We start from the raw sequence: 20,721 nt of genomic DNA, 5'->3' as shown, positions 1-20,721 counted from the left end.
CGGCGCGGCGACGGTGCGATCCTCCGCCCCACAAGGAGAATGCCCATGAGCACGGAAGCGCAGATCACCGCCTGGCTGGCATCGCAGAAGGACGCGATGCTCGCCGAACTTGCCGAGATGGTGAACACCGATGGCGGGTCCTACGACAAGGACGGCGTCGACCGCACCGGCACGCAGGTGAAGCGCTTCCTCGCCTCCCACGGCATCCCCACGGAGACCTTGCCGCAGCAGAAGCACGGCGACTGCATCCGCGGCATCGTCGAGGGCGGCCATGCCCTCGGCACCGGCAACCAGCGCAGCAACATCGTGCTGATGGGTCATCGCGACACGGTCTTCCCGAAGGGCGAGCCGGAACGTCGCCCGTTCACGATCAAGGGCGGGCGCGCCTACGGCCCCGGCGTCGCGGACATGAAGGCCGGCATCGTGATGAACATGTTCGTCCTCGCCGCCTTCGCGAAGTTCGGCGGCGCGCCGGGCCCGCTCGTCGGGCTCTTCACCGGTGACGAGGAGATCGGGAGCCCCGAAGGCCGCCCCGTCATCGAGGCCGAGGCGAAGAACGCGCGCGTCGTCTTCAACAGCGAGCCGGGCCGCGCCTCGGGCAATGTCGTGAAGGCGCGCAAGGGCGGCGTGTTCAGCGTCGTCGACATCGAAGGCAAGGCCGCGCATTCGGGCGGCAATTTCGAAGCGGGCATCAGCGCCATCGGGGAGGCGGCGAACAAGATCGTCGCCATCCATGCGCTGACGGACCTCAAGCGCGGGATCACGCTCAACGTCGGCCTGATCCAGGGCGGGCAGTCGGTGAATACCACCGCGCCGAACTGCCAGTTCCAGATCGACCTGCGCTACATCGAGCCCGCCGACCGCGACGAGATCATGGGCAAGATCCACGACATCGTCGCGCGCGCCTACGTGCCCGGGACGAAGTCCGTGCTCACCATCAAGGGCGAGTTCCTGCCGCTGAACCCGACGCCGGCCTCGGACCGCGTGTTCAAGGTCTATCAGGCGGCCGCGGCCGATACGGGTCTGAAGGTGGAAGGGGAGTTCACCGGGGGCTGCGCGGATTCCGGATTCACCGCGGCACTCGGCGCGCCGACGCTCTGCGCCGTCGGGCCCGTCGGGGGTCTGGCGCACAGCCCGGAGGAATACCTCGAGGTCGAGAGCTTCGTGCCGCGGGCCCAGGCCATGGCGCGGGCGATCCTGCGGATCGATCAGGCGGGGCTCTGAGAAGAAGCGGGGGAGAAGGGAACTTCTCCCCCGCGCCCCCTTAACCTTCTTTGGTTACTTGGGTCAGCCGCGCCAGGGGCGGACCTGCCAGAGGCGGCGGAGGTTGTCGTCGACGCCCTGCGCGAAAGCCTTGTACTCGGCGCCGAACAAGGGGCGCAGCGGCATGAACTGGCGCTCGGCCTCGCGGCGGAAGCCCTCGTCGTTCACGGCAGTGCGGAAGGCGGCCTCGAGGCGCGCGACGACGGGCGCGGGCATGTTCGGCGGGCCGACGATGCCGCGGCTCGCCCCGGCGATGACGTCGAGGCCTTCCTCCCGGAAGGTCGGGACGTCGGCGGCCTCGGGCTGACGCCGCGCGGCGGCCTGGGCGAGGATGCGCAGCTTCCCCTCCCGCTTCAGCTGCAGCGCGTCGTTCACGTTGATCGCCGCGAGGTCCATGTTCCCGCCGAGCAGCTGCGGGATCAGCGGCGCCGCGCCCGCGAACGGGATCTGCACCATCGGCGGCACATTCGCCGCGGCCTCGAAGGCCAGCATGAACAGATGGTCGTCGCTGCCGATGCCCGTGGTGCCATAGGTGACCTGCCCTGGCCGCGCGCGCGCCGCGGCAACCACGTCGGCGACGCTGCGGAAGGGACTCTCGGCGCGGACGTAGAAGGCATTCGCATCTTCGACGATGTTCGCGAGGAAGGTGAAGTCCATCGCGCGGTAGCGCACCTGGCGTTCCAGCGGGATCGCGTTGTGCGCCGGGATCGTCGTCGCCCCGATGGTGTAGCCGTCGCCGGCGGCGTTGAAGAGCGCCTCGAGCCCGATCTGCCCGGCCGCGCCGGTACGGTTGACCACCACCGGCCGCAGGCCCGGGATCTGCGCCGCGACCAGCGGCATGACGAGGCGCGTCATCACGTCCACGCCGCCGCCGGCGGGGAAGGGCACGATCACCTCGACCGGCCGGTCGGCCGGCCAGGCGGGCTGGGCGCGCAACGGCAGCGGCGCGGCGAGAACTCCCGCCCCGGCGATCAGGGCGCGACGCGTCGTCATGCTGGTGTCCTCCCGGTATGTGCTTGCCGGGCAGGCTAGGCGGCGCCGGAACGCCGCCGCAAGGATTTCAGCGCCGCCAGGGCCGCCGCGCGAACATCGCCCGAACCAACTCCCCTTCGTTCAGCACCATGTCGCGATAGGCCTGGCCGACCAGCGGGCGCAGCGGAAGGGAGATGCGCTCCGCGGCCTCGGTGAAGGCGGGATCGGCGAAGGCCGCGGCGAAGGCGCCCTCCATGGCGCGCGCCGCCTCCGGCGGGAAGCCCGGCGGACCGACGATGCCGCGGGCCGAGCCGATCACCACATCGAAGCCCTGCTCGCGGAAGGTCGGCACGTCGGGCACCGCGGACCAGCGCGTCGGCGAGGCCTGCCCGAGGCAGCGGATGCGTCCCTCGCGCATCAGCGCGATGCCCTCGCTCATGTTGAAGGAGGCGACGTCGACCGACGCGCCGAGCAGGTCGCGCTGCACCTGCGCCGTGCCGTTGAAGGGCGCGTGCAGGGCGCGGATGTCGGCCTTCTCTTCGAGCCCCAGCAGCACGAGGTGGTCGTCGGAGCCGACGCCCGCCGCGCTACCCACCGACACGCTCTCCGGCCGGCGCTTGAGCGCCGCGACCAGGTCCGCAAGGCTGCGGAGGGGCGAATTCGCCAGCACCCACAACCCGCAGGCGTCGTCGACGATGTTCGCGATGTAGGTGAACTCCTCCGCCTTCCATCGCACGGGCCGCTCGAGCGGCAGGGTCGACACGTTGAGACTGCCGATCGCCCCGATCGTGTAGCCATCCGGCGCGGCGTTGAAGATCGCCTCCATGCCAAGCTGCCCGGACGCGCCGGGCCGGTTGCTGACGACGAAGCGCACGCCCGGCAGCCGCGGCGTGATCTGATGCGTCGCGAAGCGCCCCACCGCGTCCACGCCGCCGCCGGGCGGGAAGGGGACGATGCATTCGATGGGCCGGTCGGCGGGCCAGGCGGCCCGCGCGCTGCGCAGGGCCGGCAGCGACAATCCGAGCCCTGCCAGCGGCAGGTGGCGGCGCGCGAACATTCATGACCTCCCCATCCCGGTTGCCCGAATCCTCGCCCGCGCGTCATGGATGATCAAGCGGCGTCTTTCCCGCCTGCCCGCGCCGCGCCACAGTGCGCCGCGGCAGAGGGAGAGGGCGCGTCATGGACGCTGCGCTGCGCGAGCGCTTCGGGGTCGAGGGCCAGTGGGGGCTCTGGCGGGAACACGTGGTCCGTTGGGCGGAATGCGACATCTATGCCCATGTGAACCACGCCGCGTACCTGACGCTGTTCGAGGACATGCGCATCGAATGGTGGGTCGGGGCCGGCGGGTCCTTCTCGGCCACCGCGCCGGGGCCGGTCGTGGGCTCGCTCGAGGTGAAGTACCACACGCCCGGCCATTTCCGGGACAAGGTGCTGCTGACGGTCCGCACCGCCTCCTTCCGCCGGACCTCCTTCGTCCATCAGTACGGGATGTGGCGGGAGGGCGACGGGCTGCTCTGCTCGGCGCGCGCGCTCTGCGTCGTCATCGACAACGCGACCGGCCGGAAGGCCGAGATCGACGACGCGATGCGCCAGCTGATGGCGGAACGCGACGGCGCGGTGGCGGAGGTCTAGAGCCCCCGTTCCGCCTTCGTCGCGGCGAGGTCGTCCTCGATGAAGGCGCGCACCAGGTCCTCGAGCGATTCCTGCTCGGCGAAGCCGAGGCGCCGGGCGCGCTCGGCCTCGAAGGCCGCGGGCCAGCCGACCACGATGTCGAAGACCTCCTTGTCGAAGACGAAGCCGACTTTCTCGCGCGCGGCATGGCCGGCGACGGCCTCCAGCGCGCCGAGCATCTTGGCCACCGTCGCGCTGCGCCCCGGCGGGTTGATCCCGCGGTCGATGCCCATGGCGGAGGTGTCCATCGTCGCCGCGTGCAGGAACCACTCCATCGCGCTGCGCGGGGAGCAGATCCAGACGGCGAATTCCGGCGGCACCGGGCAGTCGGTGGACAGGCCCAGCAGCGGCTCGCGCAGGATGGCCGAGACGAAGGAGGACGCCGCCTTGTTCGGTCGCCCGGGCCGCACCATCACCGTCGGCAGACGGATGCTGACGGCGTCGAGGAAGCCCTTGCGCGTCGCGTCCTGCAGCAGCAATTCGCCGATCGCCTTCTGCGCGCCGTAGGAATTCGTCGGCACCTGGCGCCCATCGTCCGGCACCACCGCATCCTGCCCGCCGCCGAAGGAGGCGACGGAGGAGGTGAAGATCACGCGCGGCTTCGTCCCGAGCGCCCGGCAGGCCTGCAGCACCGCGAGGGTGCCGTTCAGGTTCACCTTCATGCCGAGGTCGTAATCGGCCTCGGCCGCCGCGCTGACCACGGCGGCGAGGTGGAAGACCACCTCGGTGCCCGCGGGGATTGCCGCCGCGACCGCCGCCGGATCCGCGACGTCGCCGCCGAGGCACTGCACGGGGAAGGGGGCGGACGGCGCCGGCGGGGCGGCCAGGTCGAACAGCGTCAGCCCGGTGATCGGCTTGCCGCCGAGGCTGCCGTCGCGGGCCAGGCGCGCCGCCAGCTTCTTGCCGAGGAAACCGCCGCCGCCGAGAATCGTGATGCGCATCGTCGCTCCTGTCCTCCCCGGGGCCGGGCCCCGTCGCCTTCGCCTACACCGGACCGCGCGCGGGGCCTAGCCTCGGGCCTGGCACCTTTGCCTGCCGCCCGCTTCCCGTGCCACATGCCCCGCGACTGGAGGGCCGACCATGATCCCGACCACCCCTTTCCGCTTCCTCGTGAACCGGCGCCACGGCACGCCGGGCGTCGTCGTGCTGCCGGATTCCGGCTTCCGCCGCGCGAAGGAGGAGATCGCCTCCTGGCCCGGCTACGCCCCGACCCCGCTGGTGGATTTGCCGGACGCCGCCACGGCGGCGCGCGTCGCGCGCGTGGCCTACAAGGATGAGGGCGGCCGCTTCGGCCTCGGCTCCTTCAAGGCGCTGGGCGGCGCCTACGCCGTGATGCGGCTGCTGCAGGCGGAACTCGCCCGGCGCGGCGTCGTGAATGCGGCGACCGCGGCCGAGCTGATGGACGGCACCCACAAGGAGGCGACGCGCGCCATCACCGTCTGCTGCGCGACGGACGGCAACCATGGCCGCTCGGTCGCCTGGGGCGCGCAGCGCTTCGGCGCCGGCTGCGTCATCTTCGTCCATGAGCACGTCAGCCAGGGCCGCCGCGACGCGATCGCGAAATGGGGTGCCGAGATCCGCGTCGTCCCCGGCAATTACGACGACGCGGTGCGGGAAGCCCAGAAGCAGGCCGACGCCAATGGCTGGTTCGTCGTCTCCGACACCTCCTATCCCGGCTACACCGAGGTGCCGCGCGACGTCATGCAGGGCTATCGCGTCATGGCCGACGAGGCCGCCGACCAGTTCGGCGCGGCGCCGACCCATGTCTTCATCCAGGGCGGCGTCGGCGGCGTCGCCGCCGCGGTGTCTTCGCAAATGCGGTCGCGCTTCGGCACCGCGGTGAAGGTCATCGTCGCCGAGCCCGACAAGGCGGCCTGTCTGCTCGCCAGTGCCGAGGCCGGCCAGCCGACCACGGTCGAGGGCGACCTCGACACCTTGATGGCGGGGCTCGCCTGCGGGGAGCCGTCGCTCCTGGCCTGGCAGGAACTCGAGCGCGGGGCCTTCGCCTTCGCGGCGGTGACGGATGGCAGTGCGGTGGACTGCATGAAGGTGCTCGCCGCCCGCCAGCCGCCCGTGGTGGCGGGGGAAAGCGCGGTCGCGGGCCTCGCCGCCCTGCTGCTGGCGGCGCGGGAACCCTTCGCCCGTACCGCCCTTGGGCTTGACGAGACGAGCCGCGTCCTCCTGTTCGGGACCGAGGGGGCGACCGATCCCGAGGTCTATGCCCGCCTGGTCGGACACACCCCTTCATCGAACTGACATGGTTCTGTAATCTCGCGGCAAAGGCGCACGGATAAGCCGCCGCGTCGCCACAACGGGAGAGGACGACCCTATGCACCGCCGTACATTGCTGACCGGGGCGATGTCCCTGGGCGTCGCCGCGCCCGCCCTCGGCCAGACGCAGCCGATCGAGATCCAGTTCTGGCACGGCCTCGCGCAGCCGCTCGGCGGCATGCTCGAGAAGCGCGCGACCGACTTCAACGCGACGCAGACCAAATACCGGGTGGTGCCGACCTTCCGCGGTTCCTACCCCGAGACGATGGTCGCGGCGATCGCGGCCTTCCGCGCCAACAACGCCCCGCACATCGTGCAGATGTTCGAGGTCGGCACCGGCACCATGATGGGCGCCGGCCGCGCCGTGAAGCCGGTGCACGAGCTGCTGTCCGAGACCGGCGTGCAGATCGACTTCAACGACTACCTGCCCGGCGTCCGCGGCTACTACAGCCTGTCGGACGGGCGGATGATGTCGATGCCGTTCAACAGCTCGACCACCATCGTCTGGTACAACAAGGACGCCTTCCGCCGCGCCGGCGTCGACCCCGACAAGTTCCCCGAGACCTGGCAAGGCGTCGCCGAGATCCTGCCCAAGCTGAAGGCCGGCGGCGGCACCGCGGTGCCGATGAGCACCGCCTGGCTGACCTGGGCGCAGATCGAGAACTTCTCGGCCATCCACGACATCCCGCTGGCCACGCTGGCGAACGGCTTCGGCGGCCTCGGCACCGAGTTGCGGATCAACAACCCGCTGGTGCAGCGCCACATGCAGGCGCTGGTGGACTGGCAGAAGGACGGCAGCTTCCGCTACGGCGGCCGCAACAACGCCGGCGAGCCTGCCTTCCCGAACGGGGAGGCGGCGATCATGTTCACCTCCTCCGGCTTCCGCGCCCGCGTGCAGCGCGAGGCGCGCTTCGACTGGGGCGTGGCCATGCTGCCCTACTACCAGGGCACGCCGAACGCGCCGATCAACTCCATCATCGGCGGCGCCAGCCTGTGGGTGATGAACAAGGGTCCGGCGGCGGGCGGCGGCCGTTCGCGCGACGAGTTCCAGGGCGTGGCGGAGTTCTTCAAGTACCTCAGCAACCCCGAGGTCGACGCGCAGTGGCACATGGACACCGGCTACGTCCCGGTGCGCCGCGCCTCCTACGCCATCGCGCGCGAGAAGGGCTTCTATCGCGACAACCCCGGCGCCGACGTGCCGATTGAGCAGCTGCTCCGCGGCGGCGGCACGCTGACGGACAACAGCCGCGGCATCCGCCTGGGCGGCTTCGTCGAGATCCGCACGATCATGGAGGAGGAGTTCGAGCGCGCCTTCCAGGGCCAGCAGAACGCCCAGCAGGCACTCGCGAACGCCACCACGCGCGGCAACCAGGTGCTGCGCAACTTCGAGCGCGCGAACCGCGGGTGATGCCTGGCGCGACGTCGCGGAGGATACCGTGAGGAAGAAGGTCATCTTTCGCGGCGTCGCGCTGCCGTACCTGCTGCTCGTGCCGCAGCTGGCGGTGACGATCGTCTTCTTCTTCTGGCCCGCCGGCATGGCGGTCTGGCAGTCGACCCTGCGCCAGGACGCCTTCGGCCTGCGCACCGAATTCGTCGCCTTCGAGAACTTCCTCGACCTGTTCGGGGACGCGCTCTACCTCAACGCCGCCTGGAACACCGTGATCTTCTCCTCCTCGGTGGCGGCGCTGGCGCTGGGGGCGGCGCTGTTCCTGGCGGTGCAGGCGGACAAGCAGATCCGCGGCGCGGGCCTCTACAAGACGCTGCTGATCTGGCCGTATGCCGTCGCGCCCGCGCTCGCGGCGGTGCTGTGGCTGTTCATCTTCCATCCTTCGATCGGGCTGGTGGGCCGCGCCTTCGGCGCCATCGGCATCGACTGGGACTACCGGGTGAATGGCGGGCAGGCCATGACGATGGTCGTCATCGCGGCGGCCTGGAAGCAGGTCTCCTACAACTTCATCTTCTTCCTGGCGGGGCTGCAGTCGATCCCGACCTCGGTGCTCGAGGCCGCGGCGATCGACGGGGCGCGGCCGTTCCGGCGCTTCTGGACGGTGATCTTCCCGCTGCTCTCGCCCACCGCCTTCTTCCTGCTGGTGGTGAACCTGGTCTACGCCTTCTTCGACACCTTCGGCGTCATCCACGCCCTGACGCGCGGCGGCCCCGGCAACGCGACCGAGACGCTGATCTACAAGGTCTATGTCGACGGCGTGCAGAACCTCAACTTCGGTTCCTCGGCGGCGCAATCGGTGATCCTGATGGTCATCGTCATCGCGCTCACCGCAGTCCAGTTCCGCTTCATCGAGCGTCGGGTGCACTACTGATGCCGACCGCGACCATCGACGTCGAGGCACTGGCCGCCGCCTCCCGCCGCCGCAAGGCACGCGAGCGGTTCCTCACGCATCTGGCCCTCATCCTCGGCATCGCGGTCTTCGCGCTGCCGATCTGGATCACCATCGTGGGGTCGACCCACGATACCGACACGATCGGGCGCGGCGACGTGCCCCTGCTGCCGGGTACGGAGGCCATCCACAACTACACCACCGCCTGGTTCCAGGGCGGCGGCGGGCGCAACACCTTCGCCGTGCCGGCCAGCACCATGCTGTGGAACAGCCTGGTCATGGCGATCCTGATCGCAGTGGGGAAGATCGCGATCTCCCTGCTGTCGGCCTTCGCGGTGGTGTTCTTCTCCTTCCCGCTGCGCATGGTCTTCTTCTGGATGATCTTCATCACCCTGATGCTGCCGGTCGAAGTGCGCATCATCCCGACCTTCCAGGTGATGACCGATCTCGGCCTGATCGACACGATGACCGGGCTGACCCTGCCGCTGATCGCCTCGGCCACCGCGACGCTGCTGTTCCGCCAGTTCTTCCTCACGATCCCGGACGAGTATGTCGAGGCGGCGAAGGTCGACGGCGCCGGCCCGCTGCGCTTCTTCAAGGACGTGGTGCTGCCGCTGTCGACGACCAATATTGCGGCGCTCTTCGTCATCCTCTTCATCTACGGCTGGAACCAGTATCTCTGGCCGCTGCTGATGGTGTCGAACCGCGACCTCGAGACGGTCATCGTCGGCCTGACCAAGATGATCGGCATCGGCGACACGCAGAACGAGTGGAACCTCATCATGACCACGGCGGTCTTCGCCCTGCTGCCGCCGGTCGCTGTCGTCGTGCTGATGCAGCGCTGGTTCATCAAGGGCCTGACCGAGACGGAGAAATAGGCGCGTGGCGAGCCTCGACATCAAGGGCGTGCAGAAATCCTTCGGCGCCACGCGCGTGCTGCACGGCATCGATCTCGCGATTGCCGATGGCGAGATGGTCGTCATCGTCGGCGCCTCGGGCTGCGGCAAGTCGACCCTGCTGCGCATCGTCGCGGGGCTCGAGACGCCGACCTCGGGACAGGTGATGATCGACGGGCTCGACGTCACGCCGCTCGAACCCGCGGACCGGGACATCGCGATGGTCTTCCAGACCTACGCGCTCTATCCGCACATGACCGTCTTCGACAACATGGCCTACGGGCTGAAGATCCGCGGCCTGCCGAAGGCCGAGATCCGCCAGCGCGTGCAGGAAGCCGCCGAACTGCTGTCGATCGGCCAGTTGCTGGAACGCAAGCCGCGGCAGCTCTCGGGCGGGCAGCGCCAGCGCGTCGCCATGGGCAGGGCGATCGTGCGGCACCCGAAGCTGTTCCTCTTCGACGAGCCGCTGTCGAACCTCGACGCCAAGCTGCGCGTGCAGATGCGCGCCGAGATCCGCCGCCTTCAGAAGCGCCTCGCCGTCACCTCGCTGTTCGTGACGCATGACCAGGTCGAGGCGATGACCCTCGGCGACCGGCTGGTGGTGATGCATGAAGGGCGCGCGGCGCAGGTCGGCACGCCGATGGAGGTATGGTCGAAGCCGGCCGACACCTACGTCGCCTCCTTCATCGGCAGCCCTGCGATGAACTTCCTGCCTGCGACGCTGGTCGATGGCGGCGCGGCGGCGCGGCTGTCGGGCGGCACGGTCTGGCGCTTCGCCGACGGCGCGCGGCCCGGCGGGGAGGGGCGTCCGGTCACCATCGGCATCCGCCCCGAGCACCTGCAGCAGGTCGGTGCGGACGGGCTTGCGCTGACGGTGGACCTCGCGGAGCCACTCGGCTCCGAGACGGTGCTGCATGGTCGCCTGGCGGACGGCACGGCGCTGACCGCGCGCGTGCCGGGCGTGGCGGGGCAGGCGGGCGTCGCGCTCGCGCCCGAACCGGGCGCGCTGCATGTCTTCGATGCCGAGACGGGCCGGCGCATCGACCCGGGGCATTGACGCGCGCGCGGGCTTTCGCGCTATGTGCGGATGAACGCGGGCGCTGACCCGCCGGGAGGAACATCCGCATGAACCGTCGTCACGTCCTCGGTCTCGGCGCCGCCGGCGCGTTGGCGCCCTTCGCCGGTCAGGCCCAGTCGCCCGCCTGGCCGACCCAGCCCACGCGGATGGTGATCCCCTTCGCCGCCGGTGGTCCGACCGACGTTGTCGGGCGCCTGATCGCCGACCGCATGAGCGAGTTCCTGCCGCAGCGCGTCGTGGTCGAGAATCGCACCGGCTCGGGCGTCGTCATCGGCACCGACGTCGTCGCGAAGGCGCCGAAGGACGGCAGCACGATCCTGTACAGCACCATCGCCCATGCGGTGCTGCGCGCGCTGTTCCCGCGCCTGCCCTTCGATCCGATCGCGGATTTCGCCCCCGTCGCGCTGTGCGGGCAGATTCCGATGATCATGCTGGTGCATCCGTCGCTCGGTGTCTCGAACGCCCAGGAACTGTTCGCATTGCTGCGCAACAATCCCGGGAAGTACGACTACGCGTCCTCGGGCAATGGGGGCGCGGTGCATCTCGCGACCGAGCTGCTGTGGCACGAGGCCGGCGGGCTGCGCGTGAACCACGTGCCCTATCGGGGGTCGAGCGCGGCGATGGCGGACGTGCTGTCGGGCCGCATCCCGATCATCATGGACGTGGCCGCCGGGGCGCTGCCCTACCTGGCGCGTGGGGAACTCCGCGGTATCGGCATCTCCGACATGCAGCGCTCGCCCGTCGCGCCGAACGTGCCGACCTTCAACGAGCAGGGCGTGCGCAACTTCGTCGCCTACACCTGGCACATGATCCTCGTCCCCTCGGGCACTCCGGCGCCGATCATCCAGGCGATCAACGCGGCGACCAATCGCGTGATGTCCCAGGACCTGGTGCGCAGCCGGCTTCGGGATTTGACGATGAACGTCGTCGCGGACAGCACGCCGGACAGCGCCAAGGCTTTCCTCGACGCCGAGATCGCGAAGTGGGAGCCGATCATCCGCAGCGCGGGCATCACTGCGAACGGCTGATGCTCGCAGTGGTTACGACCGCGGTGTAACCCACTGTTACCCTGCGGTTGACGGGGCCGGACGCATCGTCCATGCGTCCGGCCATCGGGAGAATGCCACATGAACCGACGTCATCTGCTGGGCCTCGGCGCCGCCGCGGCCCTTACGCCTGTTGCCGCGCGCGCGCAGTCCTGGCCGACCCAGCCCGTGCGCCTCGTCGTTCCCTTCGCCGCCGGCGGGCCGACGGACATTCCGGCGCGACTTTTCGCCGACGAAATCTCCAAGGCGCTGCCGCAGCGCATGATCGTCGAGAACCGCACCGGCGCGGGTGTCGTGGTCGGGACCGATGCGGTCGCGAAGGCGCCGAAGGATGGGCAGACGCTGCTCTACACGACGGTCGCGCATTCGGTGCTGCGCCCGCTCTTCCCGCGCCTGCCCTTCGATCCGGTGGCGGATTTCGCGCCCGTTTCGCTGATCGGCGTGATCCCGATGGTGATCACGGTGAACAAGGACTTTCCGGCCCGCACGCTGCCGGAACTGATCGAGAAGCTGCGCGCCGAGCCCGGCAAGCACGACTATGCGAGCAGCGGCAACGGCGGTGCGCTGCACCTCGCGACCGAGCTGCTGCTGCGGCGCGCCAATGTGCGGGCGAACCACGTGCCGTATCGCGGCACCGCCGCGGCGATGCCGGACGTGCTGAACGGCTCCGTGCCGATCATCGTCGATGTCGCGACCACGACGCTGCCCTTCGTGCAGCGAGGTGAGACGCGCGCGCTGGCGGTGATGGACAGCCAGCGCCTGCCGCAGCTGCCCAACGTGCCGACCACGGCGGAAGCCGGGTTCCCGGGCCTCGAAGCCTATACGTGGCACATGGTGCTTGCGCCGTCGGGTACGCCGACGGCGACCCTCGACCAGGTGGCGGGCGCGTTTGGCCGCACGGCGAGAGAGGAGTCGGTGCGCACGCGCCTCGGCGACCTCGCGATGCGTGTCGTCGACGACCAGTCGCCGGCCTTCGCCAAGTCCTGGCTCGATGCCGAACGGACGAAGTGGGAGGCGATCATCCAGGAAGCCGGCATCCGCGTCGATTGATCCGAGCCGGGCTGCGCTGGGACCTCCCGCGCAGCCCGCCGACCATCGGTCACTGGCGGCCCTCTAGGCCCCCAGCTGCGGACGCAGGGTGGCCACCGCGGCCTGCAGCGGAAAGACGGTGACCTGTCGTCCGCCCTGCCACTGCAGCAGGACCGGCCTCGCCCGCGTGTTCTGGCCCTTTTCGTCGAAGCGCACGCCCCAGCCCGTGGGCGTGGTGCCCTCCGCCACATCGGATGCCATCATCGCGTTGCGGATACGATCCTTGTCCGTCCCGCCGGCGCGCCTGACGGCATCGAGGCAGACACGCGCTCCGAAATAATTCGCAAGCGAATGGCCCGAGCGCGGCTCGGTGCCATAGCGCCGCTTGTAGGCTTCGACGAAGGCGGCGGCGCCGGGCGCGAACTGCTCGTTCACGGCGAATTGGGTGAAGTCGACATTCATCACGCCCTCGAAGGCGGGGCCGACGGCGTGCGCGGTGTCGGTCAGCGAGTAGCCGGCGCCCGATCCGATCACGATCCGCGGCTTCCATCCCGCGTCCTGCATGCCGCGGAAGAACAGGACGATGTCGTTCTGGTAGCCGGTGTGCAGCACGACGTCGGCCGACGCGCCGCGCAGGCGCTGCACCGCGGAGGAGAGGTCCACCGCGCGCGCCGCGTAGGCGATCTTCTCCACCAGGTTCAGGCCGCGCGCGCGCAGATGCGCTTCCTGGAAGGCGGCGACGGTCTGCCCGTAGAGCGCGTCCTCGTGCAGGATGCCGATCCGCAGCGAGGTCGGCTCGACCGCGAGGGCCGGCGCCAGGGCATCCACCATCCCGCCGACCGTCGCCGCGCCGAAATCCGATGCCCGTGGGCAGGTGCGGAAGATGTAGCGGAACCCGCGCTCGGTGATCGGATCCGAGATCGCGCCCATCTCGAAATACGGGGCACCCTGCAGTTCGGCGACCTGGGTGGCGGCGAAGGCGAGCGGCGAGGCGTAGGTGCCGAAGATCGCGGTGACCCGGTCGGTGCCGATCAGGCGGCGTGCCTCGGCGATCGCCTGGGTCTGGTCGACGGCATCGCCCTTGGCCAGGCGGACCTGCCGCCCGAGCACGCCGCCGGCCGCGTTGCGTTCCTCCACCGCCACTTCCAGGCCGCGGAAGGACTCGTCGCCAAGAAGCGCGAGGCTCCCGGAGAAGGGATAGAGCGCGCCGAAGCGGAGCTCATTGCCCTGGGCGGCGGCGAGCGAAGGAGCTGCCGCCGCGCCGGCAAGGCCCGCGAAGAGCGGTCGGCGGCGAACGCCAGTCATGCACCTCCTCCGGAGTCATCGAACGGGCCGGATGTTCTTCGCCAACGTCCGGCATGGCAACCCCGCGACGCGCCTTGACGCCCGGCCGCGCGGGGGGGAATGGTCCCGCCGGAAGATACGGGAAAACGCGAGCATGGCCTCCTTGCCGACCGAGATGACCTATATCGCCCATGGCGCGGGCGGCGGGCCCGAGGTGCTGGTCCCGGCACGTGGGCCGGTGCCGTCGCCCAAGGCCGACGAGGTGCTGATCCGCGTCATGGTGACGGGCGTGAACCGGCCGGACGTGCAGCAGCGCAGCGGGTCCTACCCGCCGCCGCCCGGCGCGAGCCCGGTCATCGGCCTCGAATGTGCGGGCGAGGTGGTCGCCGTCGGCGCCGCCGTCACGCGCTACAAGGCAGGCGACCGCGTCTGCGCGCTGACCAATGGCGGGGCCTACGCCGAATACTGCGCGGCACCCGAGGCGCAGACGCTGCCCTGGCCTGCCGGCTACGACGCGGCCCGCGCCGCCGCCCTGCCCGAGACCTACTTCACCGTCTGGGCCAACCTGTTCGGCCATGGCCGGATGCAGGCGGGCGAGACGGTGCTGGTCCATGGCGGCACCTCCGGCATCGGCGTCACCGCGATCCAGCTGGCCAAGGCCTTTGGCGCGAAGGTCTTCGCCACCGCCGGCACGGATGCGAAATGCGAGGCCTGCCGTCGCTTCGGCGCCGACGTCGCCATCAACTACAAGACCCAGGACTTCGCCGAGGAGGTGAAGCGCCTGACCGAGGGCAAGGGCGTCGACGTCATCCTCGACATGGTCGGCGCGGCCTATGTCCAGCGGAACCTGCGCAGCCTCGGCTGGGACGGGCGGCTGGTGCTGATCGCCTTCCTCGGCGGCCACCAGGCCGACGCGGTGGACCTGCGGCCGATCATGCTGAAGCGCCTGACCGTGACGGGCAGCACCATGCGCCCGCGCACCACGGCGCAGAAGGGCGAACTCGCCGCGGCGCTCGAGGCCAAGGTCTGGCCGCTGCTCGCCAAGGGGCAGTGCGGACCGGAGATCTACCGCACCTTCCCGTTGGCCGAGGCCGCCGAGGCCCATCGTCTGATGGAGAGCAGCGAGCACATCGGCAAGATCATGCTGAAGGTCGCGGACTGACCATGGCCGCGGCGACGCATGCCGGCCGCGTCGCGATCGTCACCGGTGCGGGCCGCGGCATCGGCGCGGCCATCGCGGCCGAACTCGCCGCGCGTGGGGCGAAGGTTGCCGCACTGGAAGCGGATCCGGCGCTGGCGCGGCAGGCCGGCGCCATCCTCTGCGACGTCGCCGACCGCGACGCCGTGGACGCCGCCTGCACGCGCGTCGAGGCCGCGCTCGGCCCGGTCGACATCCTCGTGAACAACGCGGGCATCAGTCCCAAGCATGACGGCAGGGCCGCCCCGGCCTTCGAGATGGACCCGGCGGAATGGGACCGGGTGCTGGCGGTGAACCTCACCGGCGCGTGGAACCTGGTCCGCCGCCTGACGCCGGGGATGGTCGCGCGGCGGTGGGGCCGGATCGTCAACCAGTCCTCGATCGCCGGGAAGGCGTTCACGCCCATCGTCGGCTGCCACTACGCGGCGACCAAGGCGGCGCTGATCGGGCTGACGCGGCACCTGGCGGGGGAACTGGGCCCGCACGGCATCACGGTGAACGCCATCGCGCCCGGGCGCATCGCGACGCCGATGGTCGCCGTGGCGGGCGGGGCGACCAACGCGGCCGTGGTCGCCGAGACGCCCCTGCGCCGCCTCGGCACGCCGGAGGAAGTGGCGCGCGCCGCCTGCTTCCTGACCGGACCCGATGCGGAATTCGTGACCGGCCAGACGATCGACGTCGCCGGCGGCTGGATGATGACGTGATCGAAGGGAGCCGAAGGCGATGTTCGACCTGAAGGGCAAGGTGGCGCTGCTGACCGGCGCGAATGGCGGCATCCCGCGGGCCACCGCGGCGCTGTTCCGCAAACTCGGCGCGCATCTCCTGCTGACGGACCTCGATCCCGCGGCCCTCGAGACGTTCGCGCAGTCGCTGCCCGCGGCCGAGGCGCGCATCCTGACCGCCCGCGTGGACGTGACCAACCGCGAGGAGGTGGACGAGGCGGTCGCGCTGGCCGGGCGGGAATTCGGCGGCATCGACATCCTCGTCACCGGCGCCGGGCTCTATGTCGAGCAGCCGGTCACCGAGATGTCGGACGAGGATTGGCGCCTGACCCTCGGCGTGAACCTCGACGGCGTCTTCTATGCCTGCCGCGCGGCGATGCCGGTGATCCGCCACGGCGGGTCGATCGTGAACATCGCCTCCATGGCGGGGCATCGCGGTTCCGTGCGGCACGCGCATTACGCGGCGTGCAAGGCGGCGGTGCTCGGCTTCACGCGCTCGCTCGTGCACGAACTCAGCCCGCGCGGCATCCGCGCCAACTGCGTCTCCCCCGGCATCATCGCGACGCCGATGACCGAGGGCGTCATGGCGAGCAACGGCGCGGCACTGATCGCCAATACCCCGATGCGCCGCTTCGGTTCGCCCGACGAGGTCGCCTCGGTCATCGCCTTCCTCGCCTCCGACGCCGCCGCCTTCGTCACGGGGGAGACGATCCACATCAATGGCGGCCTCTACATGGATTGAGGGTGTTCCTCGCACTCCTCGCCGTCGCGGCGCTGCTCGCCGTGCTGGTCGCGCGCCTGCCGCGCGGGGGCGGCCGCGCCTTCGCGGCGGGCGGCGCGGTGCTCGCGCTGGCCGGGGCCGCGCTGACCAGGCTGCGCGGGGGCGGGCTGCCCGGCCACGGTCCGCGCCGCTGGCACAACCCTTCCTGACCGATCGGAGTCCGCTGCCGTGAACCTCCATCGACTGCTGCTGCAGCGCGCCGCCGAGGGCCGCCCCATCCGCATCGCCCAGATCGGGGCCGGCAAGTTCGGATCGATGTTCCTCCACCAGGCCCGGCGCACGGCCGGGATGCACGTGCTCGGCATCGCCGATCTCTCGATCCCGCGCGCCCGCTCCGCACTCGCCCGCGTGCATTGGCCCGACGGGTCCTACGACGCGTCCGACCTCGACACGGCGATGCGCGACGGCAGCACGCACATGACGCAGGACGCCATGGCGCTGATCGCCGATCCGCGCGTCGAGGTGGTGGTGGAATGCACCGGCCACCCGGAAGCGGGGCTGCGACACGCCCGCGCCGCTATCGCCCATGGCAAGCATGTCGTGATGGTGAACGTGGAGGCCGATGTCCTCGCCGGCCCGCTGCTGGCGCGGGAGGCCGCCAAGGCCGGCGTCGTCTATTCCATGGCCTATGGCGACCAGCCGGCGCTGGTGTGCGAGATGGTCGACACGTTGCGCGCCGGCGGCTTCACCGTCATCGCCGCGGGCAAGGGCACGAAATACCTGCCGCATTTCCACGCCAGCACGCCGGCGACGGTCTGGGGCTTCTACGGCCTCACCGAGGATCAGGCGCAGGCCGGCGGGATGAACCCGCAGATGTTCAACTCCTTCCTCGACGGCACGAAGTCGGGGATCGAGATGGCGGCGATCGCCAACGCCACCGGCCTCGCCCCGCCCGAGGACGGGCTGGCGTTCCCGCCGGCCGGCACATCGGAACTGCACACGATCCTCCGCCCGCACAACGAAGGCGGGATCCTGCCGCACAAGGGGATGGTCGAGGTCGTCTCCTCCGTTCGCCGCGACGGGTCCGAGATCCCGGACAACCTCCGCTGGGGCGTCTATGCGGTGTTCGAGGGCGAGACCGAATATGCGCGGCGCTGCTTCACCGAGTACGGCGTCGCGACCGATCCCTCGGGCCGCTATGCCGCGCTGTGGCGGCCCTATCATTTCATCGGGCTCGAACTCGGCGTCTCGGTCGCCTCGGCCGCGCTGCGGCGCGAATCGACCGGCAGTTCCGACAGCTGGAGCGGCGACGTCGTCGCGGTGGCCAAGCGCGCGCTGAAGGCGGGCGAGGTGCTCGACGGGGAGGGCGGCGCCTGTGCCTGGGGCAAATGCGTCCCCGCGGCGCGATCGCGGGCCCTCGGTGCGTTGCCGATCGGCCTTGCGCATGGCATCCGCCTCACGCGCGACGTGCCGGAAGGCGCGATCATCACGACGGCCGATGCGCCGCCCGATCCGCGCCACGATGCGGTGCAGATGCGCGCCGAGATGCTTGCACTCTTTGACTGAATTGTCGCACGCGACGACTTTCCAGACCGGCTGCCCTGCAGTCACAATGGTCGCCGGGCTGCGCGTCGGTACGCATCCCGCATTGCCCGGGACATCTGACTGATCGCCATGCGCCAGGCCTTCCATCTCCTGATCGTGGCGATCCTGCTGTTCGGCGGCGCTTGGCCCGTGACCAAGGCGGCCCTGTCGCACGCGACGCCGATGTGGTTCGCGGTGGGACGGGCGGGCCTCGCGGTGCTGGTCACCGCGCTGCTGCTGGCGGTTCTCGGCCGGCTGCACCTGCCGCGCCGCAAGGACGTGCCGTCGGTGGTGGCGCTCGGCCTGCTGCAGCTCGGCGCCTTCTTCGTGCTGGCACATGCGGCGGTCGCCCTGGTGCAGGCGGGGCGGACGGCGATCATCTCGGCCGTCGTCACCTATTGGCTGATCCCGCTCTCGGTGGTGTTCCTGGGCGAGAAGGTGCCACCGCATCGCTGGATCGCAGCGGGTCTCGGGCTCGCGGGCGTCGCGGCGCTGGCAGGGCCTTGGGCGGTCGACTGGACGGATCACAATGAACTCGTCGGCCACCTGATGCTGGTCGCCGCGGCGCTGTTCTGGTCGCTCGCCATCGTCACCACGCGCAAATGGCCGCCGGCCTCGCCGGTCTTCGAACTGCTGCCCTGGTGCTTCGGCCTGGCGACGCTGCTGATCCTGCCCTTCGCCCTGGTGCTCGAACCGCAGGGCGGCATCTTCGGCCCGTCCTGGCCGTTCATGCTCTATATCGGGCTGATCGTGGCACCCATCGGGACCTGGTGCGTGATCGAGGTGGGCCGGCGGCTGCCCGGCGCCGTCGCCTCGGTCGCCTTCCTGCTCGTGCCGGCCTTCGGCGTACTGATCAGCACGCTCTGGCTCGGCGAGCCGCTGGGCTGGGACATGCTGCTCGGTGGCGGGCTGATCGTTGCCTCGGTTGTGCTAGCCTCCCGCACATGAGGCTCGCGGTCACCGAGGCGGGGGAAGGCCCGCCGCTGCTCCTGCTCCACGGGCTGTTCGGCTCGGGTCAGAACTGGGGCGCGATCCGGCGCGCGCTGGCGCCGCGTTTCCGGGTGCTGACGCCGGACCTGCGGAACCACGGAGCCTCGCCGCGCGCGGCGGAGATGTCCTACGCCGACATGGCCGCTGACATCGCGGGGGCGATGGATGCGGCCGGCATTTCGCGTGCCGCGGTGCTCGGCCACTCGATGGGCGGCAAGGCGGCGATGGCCCTCGCGCTGTCGCATCCCCAGCGGGTCGACCGCCTGGTCGTCGCCGACATCGCGCCCGTCCGCTACAGGCCGACCCTGCGCGCCTATGTTGCCGCCATGCAGGCGCTGCCGCTGCATCCGGGCCTCCTGCGGAAGGAGGCCGACGCCGCCCTGGCCGCGACCATCCCCGAAGCCGGCATCCGTGCTTTCCTCCTGCAGAACCTGCGCTTCGAGGCCGATCCGCCGGAATGGCGCATCGGTCTCGCCGAGATCGCCGCCGCCATGCCCGAGATCGAGGATTTCACCGCCCCGCCCGGAGCGCACTTCGACGGTCCGGTCCTGGTCATGGCCGGCGAGCGATCGCCGTATATCCGCCCCGAGCACCATGCGCTCTTCCAGGGTCTGTTTCCCCGCGTGCGCTTCGCGACGGTGCCGGCGGCCGGCCACTGGGTTCATGCGGAGAACCCGACGGGCTTCCTCGCGCTGCTCGAACCCTTCCTGGCAGGAGCCGCCTAGGCGCCGAGTTCCACCAGCGTGATTTCCGGCGGCACGCCGAAGCGCACCGGGAAGGTGCTGACGCCGAGCCCGCCCGAGACCACCAGGTCGCGGCCCTCCTCCCGCACATGCCCCCAGGCGTAGCGGTTGCCGTAGATCGAGGGCACCACCGGCGACCACCCCATCAGTCGCACCTGCCCACCATGGGTATGGCCCGAGAAGGTCACGCCCACGCGCCGCGGCAGCGTGGCGAAGCTGTCCGGCTCATGGGCCATCAGCAGCAACGGCTCGTCGCCCGTGACTTGGCCCAGCAGCTTCGGCAGGTCGTCCGCGCCGTGGCGCACCGCATAGGCCCAGGAGGAATCGAGTCCGCCGAGCAGCACCGGTCCGGCGCGCACCACGTCGTTCTGCAGCACCTGGATGCCCGAGGCCTCGAGCGCGCGCCCGATCGAGGGCAGGCTGGTGCGGTGCCGGACGGCGTCGCGATCCTCCCACCAATCGTGGTTGCCGAGAACGGCATGCACGCCGAGTGGCGCCCGCAGCGCGCCCAGACGGCGCGCAACGTCCTCGTGCGGGATCTCGCGCGTCACGTACCGCGTGGACGGCCCGTAGTCCCCCAGCAACAGCATCAGGTCGGGCTGCAGGGCGTTCGCGGCGGCGACGATGCGCTCGATCCGGTCCTCGTCCATCACGGGGGCACCGGCATGGAGGTCGGCCAGCACGACGACGCGCAGCCGCAGCCCGGGCGGCCAGTTGGATGGCAGGAAGGCATGGCGTTCGACGGCCAGGCGCAGATAGGGCTCGACGCCCAGCGCATAGGCCGCGCTGCCGGTCCCCATCGCCATCGTTGCACCCAGGCCCATCATCAGGCCCCGTCGCGACATCATCCGAACCGCTCCGTCCAGGAGCCCGGCATCATGCCCCGGAAGATGGCGAGGCTGGGGCGATGCCTGCCC

At 70.6% G+C, this 20,721-nt stretch carries 21 protein-coding genes; 16 read left to right on the top strand and 5 right to left on the bottom strand.

Annotated features, from left to right (window positions below):
• Positions 1-45: 45 nt before the first annotated feature.
• A complete protein-coding gene (locus GWK16_RS12200; RefSeq protein WP_170054231.1) occupies positions 46-1,224 on the top strand; it encodes a M20 family metallopeptidase in 1,179 nt (392 codons plus the stop codon).
• Positions 1,225-1,287: 63 nt separating this feature from the next.
• Here GWK16_RS12200 and GWK16_RS12195 read toward each other — a convergent pair whose 3' ends face one another.
• Together GWK16_RS12195 and GWK16_RS12190 are read right to left on the bottom strand one after the other, a co-directional pair.
• Positions 1,288-2,256: a Bug family tripartite tricarboxylate transporter substrate binding protein gene (locus GWK16_RS12195; protein ID WP_170054230.1), complete on the bottom strand. Its 969-nt coding sequence runs from the start codon at positions 2,254-2,256 to the stop codon at positions 1,288-1,290.
• Between the two features lie 67 nt (positions 2,257-2,323).
• Positions 2,324-3,292 (bottom strand): Bug family tripartite tricarboxylate transporter substrate binding protein, encoded by a 969-nt coding sequence (locus tag GWK16_RS12190; protein WP_170054229.1) that lies wholly within the window; start codon positions 3,290-3,292, stop codon positions 2,324-2,326.
• 122 nt (positions 3,293-3,414) lie between these two features.
• Between GWK16_RS12190 and GWK16_RS12185 the strand changes: the two genes are divergently transcribed.
• Positions 3,415-3,867 carry an acyl-CoA thioesterase gene (locus GWK16_RS12185; RefSeq protein WP_170054228.1) on the top strand — a complete coding sequence of 151 codons (453 nt, stop codon included), beginning with the start codon at positions 3,415-3,417 and terminating at the stop codon, positions 3,865-3,867.
• On the opposite strand, the gene denD is transcribed toward GWK16_RS12185, so the two are convergent.
• A complete protein-coding gene (gene denD, locus GWK16_RS12180) occupies positions 3,864-4,847 on the bottom strand; it encodes a D-erythronate dehydrogenase (RefSeq protein ID WP_170054227.1) in 984 nt (327 codons plus the stop codon). The genes GWK16_RS12185 and denD overlap by 4 nt on opposite strands.
• A gap of 139 nt (positions 4,848-4,986) precedes the next feature.
• Here denD and GWK16_RS12175 point away from each other — a divergent pair, with 139 nt between their 5' ends.
• The 7 genes from GWK16_RS12175 (at position 4,987) to GWK16_RS12145 (ending at position 12,583) form a co-directional block, all read left to right on the top strand.
• The gene (locus GWK16_RS12175) at positions 4,987-6,162 is read left to right on the top strand and encodes a diaminopropionate ammonia-lyase (RefSeq protein WP_170054226.1); all 1,176 of its coding nucleotides are present in this window, start codon (positions 4,987-4,989) and stop codon (positions 6,160-6,162) included.
• A 73-nt stretch (positions 6,163-6,235) separates the two neighbouring features.
• Positions 6,236-7,585, top strand: coding sequence for a sn-glycerol-3-phosphate ABC transporter substrate-binding protein UgpB (gene ugpB / locus GWK16_RS12170; RefSeq protein WP_170054225.1), 1,350 nt, complete (start codon positions 6,236-6,238; stop codon positions 7,583-7,585).
• Positions 7,586-7,613: 28 nt separating this feature from the next.
• A complete protein-coding gene (ugpA, locus tag GWK16_RS12165) occupies positions 7,614-8,495 on the top strand; it encodes a sn-glycerol-3-phosphate ABC transporter permease UgpA (RefSeq protein WP_170054224.1) in 882 nt (293 codons plus the stop codon).
• The gene (ugpE, locus tag GWK16_RS12160; RefSeq protein WP_170054223.1) at positions 8,495-9,391 is read left to right on the top strand and encodes a sn-glycerol-3-phosphate ABC transporter permease UgpE; all 897 of its coding nucleotides are present in this window, start codon (positions 8,495-8,497) and stop codon (positions 9,389-9,391) included. The genes ugpA and ugpE overlap by 1 nt, the downstream gene beginning before the upstream one ends.
• Before the next feature lie 4 nt (positions 9,392-9,395).
• On the top strand, positions 9,396-10,466 hold the full coding sequence (locus GWK16_RS12155) for a sn-glycerol-3-phosphate ABC transporter ATP-binding protein UgpC (RefSeq protein WP_170054222.1): 1,071 nt from the start codon (positions 9,396-9,398) through the stop codon (positions 10,464-10,466).
• Positions 10,467-10,534: 68 nt separating this feature from the next.
• Positions 10,535-11,515 carry a Bug family tripartite tricarboxylate transporter substrate binding protein gene (locus GWK16_RS12150; protein WP_170054221.1) on the top strand — a complete coding sequence of 327 codons (981 nt, stop codon included), beginning with the start codon at positions 10,535-10,537 and terminating at the stop codon, positions 11,513-11,515.
• Positions 11,516-11,614: 99 nt separating this feature from the next.
• Complete coding sequence (locus GWK16_RS12145) at positions 11,615-12,583, top strand: Bug family tripartite tricarboxylate transporter substrate binding protein (protein ID WP_170054220.1); 969 nt, start codon at positions 11,615-11,617, stop codon at positions 12,581-12,583.
• 63 nt (positions 12,584-12,646) lie between these two features.
• On the opposite strand, the gene GWK16_RS12140 is transcribed toward GWK16_RS12145, so the two are convergent.
• Positions 12,647-13,867, bottom strand: coding sequence for an ABC transporter substrate-binding protein (locus GWK16_RS12140; protein WP_170054219.1), 1,221 nt, complete (start codon positions 13,865-13,867; stop codon positions 12,647-12,649).
• A 133-nt stretch (positions 13,868-14,000) separates the two neighbouring features.
• Here GWK16_RS12140 and GWK16_RS12135 point away from each other — a divergent pair, with 133 nt between their 5' ends.
• From GWK16_RS12135 to GWK16_RS12105, 7 genes are all read left to right on the top strand, one after another.
• The gene (locus GWK16_RS12135; protein ID WP_170054218.1) at positions 14,001-15,008 is read left to right on the top strand and encodes an NAD(P)H-quinone oxidoreductase; all 1,008 of its coding nucleotides are present in this window, start codon (positions 14,001-14,003) and stop codon (positions 15,006-15,008) included.
• A gap of 2 nt (positions 15,009-15,010) precedes the next feature.
• A complete protein-coding gene (locus GWK16_RS12130; RefSeq protein WP_170054217.1) occupies positions 15,011-15,748 on the top strand; it encodes an SDR family oxidoreductase in 738 nt (245 codons plus the stop codon).
• Positions 15,749-15,767: 19 nt separating this feature from the next.
• A complete protein-coding gene (locus GWK16_RS12125; protein ID WP_170054216.1) occupies positions 15,768-16,508 on the top strand; it encodes an SDR family NAD(P)-dependent oxidoreductase in 741 nt (246 codons plus the stop codon).
• Between the two features lie 2 nt (positions 16,509-16,510).
• Positions 16,511-16,696: a hypothetical protein gene (locus tag GWK16_RS12120; RefSeq protein ID WP_170054215.1), complete on the top strand. Its 186-nt coding sequence runs from the start codon at positions 16,511-16,513 to the stop codon at positions 16,694-16,696.
• Positions 16,697-16,715: 19 nt separating this feature from the next.
• Entirely contained in the window at positions 16,716-18,053 is a 1,338-nt protein-coding gene (locus GWK16_RS12115; RefSeq protein WP_170054214.1) for a Gfo/Idh/MocA family oxidoreductase, read from the top strand.
• A 108-nt stretch (positions 18,054-18,161) separates the two neighbouring features.
• Complete coding sequence (locus tag GWK16_RS12110) at positions 18,162-19,019, top strand: DMT family transporter (RefSeq protein ID WP_170054213.1); 858 nt, start codon at positions 18,162-18,164, stop codon at positions 19,017-19,019.
• Positions 19,016-19,786 (top strand): alpha/beta fold hydrolase, encoded by a 771-nt coding sequence (locus GWK16_RS12105; protein WP_170054212.1) that lies wholly within the window; start codon positions 19,016-19,018, stop codon positions 19,784-19,786. Before GWK16_RS12110 ends, GWK16_RS12105 begins: the two co-directional genes overlap by 4 nt.
• Here the strand turns inward: GWK16_RS12105 and GWK16_RS12100 are convergent.
• Positions 19,783-20,652 carry a metallophosphoesterase gene (locus GWK16_RS12100; protein WP_170054211.1) on the bottom strand — a complete coding sequence of 290 codons (870 nt, stop codon included), beginning with the start codon at positions 20,650-20,652 and terminating at the stop codon, positions 19,783-19,785. The genes GWK16_RS12105 and GWK16_RS12100 overlap by 4 nt on opposite strands.
• Between the last annotated feature and the right edge of the window lie 69 nt (positions 20,653-20,721).

It is taken from the genome of Neoroseomonas marina, assembly GCF_012927745.1.
GTDB lineage: Bacteria > Pseudomonadota > Alphaproteobacteria > Acetobacterales > Acetobacteraceae > Neoroseomonas > Neoroseomonas marina.
The sequence above is the reverse complement of the archived record's forward strand: the minus strand, read 5'-3'. Positions and strand labels throughout refer to the sequence as shown.

What these genes read in the sequence shown, in the direction of transcription:
- GWK16_RS12140 (WP_170054219.1), bottom strand. Translation starts at nt 13,867, where the DNA reads ATGACTGGCGTTCGCCGCCGACCGCTCTTCGCGGGCCTTGCCGGCGCG.
- GWK16_RS12150 (WP_170054221.1), top strand. Translation starts at nt 10,535, where the DNA reads ATGAACCGTCGTCACGTCCTCGGTCTCGGCGCCGCCGGCGCGTTGGCG.
- GWK16_RS12100 (WP_170054211.1), bottom strand. Translation starts at nt 20,652, where the DNA reads ATGATGTCGCGACGGGGCCTGATGATGGGCCTGGGTGCAACGATGGCG.
- GWK16_RS12195 (WP_170054230.1), bottom strand. Translation starts at nt 2,256, where the DNA reads ATGACGACGCGTCGCGCCCTGATCGCCGGGGCGGGAGTTCTCGCCGCG.
- GWK16_RS12185 (WP_170054228.1), top strand. Translation starts at nt 3,415, where the DNA reads ATGGACGCTGCGCTGCGCGAGCGCTTCGGGGTCGAGGGCCAGTGGGGG.
- GWK16_RS12190 (WP_170054229.1), bottom strand. Translation starts at nt 3,292, where the DNA reads ATGTTCGCGCGCCGCCACCTGCCGCTGGCAGGGCTCGGATTGTCGCTG.
- GWK16_RS12200 (WP_170054231.1), top strand. Translation starts at nt 46, where the DNA reads ATGAGCACGGAAGCGCAGATCACCGCCTGGCTGGCATCGCAGAAGGAC.
- GWK16_RS12130 (WP_170054217.1), top strand. Translation starts at nt 15,011, where the DNA reads ATGGCCGCGGCGACGCATGCCGGCCGCGTCGCGATCGTCACCGGTGCG.
- GWK16_RS12125 (WP_170054216.1), top strand. Translation starts at nt 15,768, where the DNA reads ATGTTCGACCTGAAGGGCAAGGTGGCGCTGCTGACCGGCGCGAATGGC.
- ugpB (WP_170054225.1), top strand. Translation starts at nt 6,236, where the DNA reads ATGCACCGCCGTACATTGCTGACCGGGGCGATGTCCCTGGGCGTCGCC.
- GWK16_RS12105 (WP_170054212.1), top strand. Translation starts at nt 19,016, where the DNA reads ATGAGGCTCGCGGTCACCGAGGCGGGGGAAGGCCCGCCGCTGCTCCTG.
- GWK16_RS12145 (WP_170054220.1), top strand. Translation starts at nt 11,615, where the DNA reads ATGAACCGACGTCATCTGCTGGGCCTCGGCGCCGCCGCGGCCCTTACG.
- GWK16_RS12135 (WP_170054218.1), top strand. Translation starts at nt 14,001, where the DNA reads ATGGCCTCCTTGCCGACCGAGATGACCTATATCGCCCATGGCGCGGGC.
- GWK16_RS12175 (WP_170054226.1), top strand. Translation starts at nt 4,987, where the DNA reads ATGATCCCGACCACCCCTTTCCGCTTCCTCGTGAACCGGCGCCACGGC.
- GWK16_RS12110 (WP_170054213.1), top strand. Translation starts at nt 18,162, where the DNA reads ATGCGCCAGGCCTTCCATCTCCTGATCGTGGCGATCCTGCTGTTCGGC.
- denD (WP_170054227.1), bottom strand. Translation starts at nt 4,847, where the DNA reads ATGCGCATCACGATTCTCGGCGGCGGCGGTTTCCTCGGCAAGAAGCTG.
- ugpE (WP_170054223.1), top strand. Translation starts at nt 8,495, where the DNA reads ATGCCGACCGCGACCATCGACGTCGAGGCACTGGCCGCCGCCTCCCGC.